Annotated in this window: 1 protein-coding gene; it reads right to left on the bottom strand. The window is 63.1% G+C overall.

Annotation, left to right across the window (positions count from 1 at the left end):
* Positions 1 to 996, bottom strand: a 996-nt coding sequence (locus B8W67_RS20100) for an ISL3 family transposase (RefSeq protein WP_085305930.1), incomplete at its 3' end; no start/stop codon positions are given.
* Positions 997 to 1,162 lie beyond the last annotated feature (166 nt).

Genomic DNA, 1,162 nt, shown 5'->3' with positions numbered 1-1,162 from the left:
AATGCGGGAACGTTTGGCCGCGGTGATCCAGGCTTTGAGCAGTCTGCGGGCGGCGCCGGGTTCGTGGTCGTAGCGATAGAGGTCACGCGCTTGTTCTTTAAGCGTCCAGGCACGGCCTATACGACGGTTGGAACGTGCGATCTGATTGATTAAGGCGCGTTTGTCGTCGGTGAGCTTGTCTTCGCCGGTGCGTAGCGCCCAGCGGGCGGCTCTCCAGTCGGCTGTGGCGTGCCCGGGGAGGCGAATCGATTCGGCGAAGACGCGGTCTAGAGCGCGGTTGACCCATTGCATGATGTGGAAACCGTCGTAGCAGATGACCGCGTGTGGGACCGCTGCGGTGGTGGCGCTGGTGTAGGCGCGGGAGACGTCCATGCTGACCGCTTCGATCTGGGCCAGCGCTGAATCGGTTTGGGTGGCATAGAAGTTGGTCAGGGATTGCTCGCTGCGCCCGGGCTGGATGTCGATGACGGTGCCGGTGTCGTGATCACCGACGATGGTCAGGTACCGGTGGGGATGGCGGTAGCAGATCTCGTCGACCCCGATGCGGTAGAGCGTCTGTAGGCGGCGCTGGTCAAGCAGCTCGGCCACACCGCGGTTGATGATTGCAGTGACGGTTTCCCAGGCGCAGCGCATCAACGTGGCCACCGAGGTGCGGTCGGTGCGTTGGGCCAGCCATAGCACCATGTCCTCGAAGTCGCGAGTATGGCGGGCGCCGGGCCGGGCCCAGGGTAATTCCTCGGTGGTCACCCCGCAGTTGGGGCAGTCGATGCGGCGGATGTCGTAGACCAGCCACAGTCGGGCACGGGCCAGATCTAGATGGCGCCACCGCCGGCGGCGTCGGTCATAAAGCGAGCGGGAGCGTTTGCCGCACGGGCAGCGCAGCAGCCGAGCCTTGGGTCGCAGGCTGACTTCGATCTCACCGCCGTCGATAAAGACATCGGTGACCGTGGCCCCGGGAATCTGCAGAAGACGGTTAAATGCAGTACTGACGCGCACGCGGATCGTTCCTTGCGGTTGAGGTTGGTGTGGTAACCCCGAAACCTAGAGGCACACCGCGTGCGCGTCCCTCAATTACCCCGACGAAACACCGAAGTAGTTGAACCTCAACAGGAAATTTCGCTGAACAGCAAGAAGGCGCCCACCAAAACTCTAGGAGCGCCAC

It is taken from the genome of Mycolicibacillus koreensis (genome assembly GCF_002104795.1).
GTDB lineage: Bacteria > Actinomycetota > Actinomycetes > Mycobacteriales > Mycobacteriaceae > Mycobacterium > Mycobacterium koreense.
Note: the sequence above shows the minus strand (reverse complement) of the source record. Positions and strands in the feature narration are given on the sequence as shown.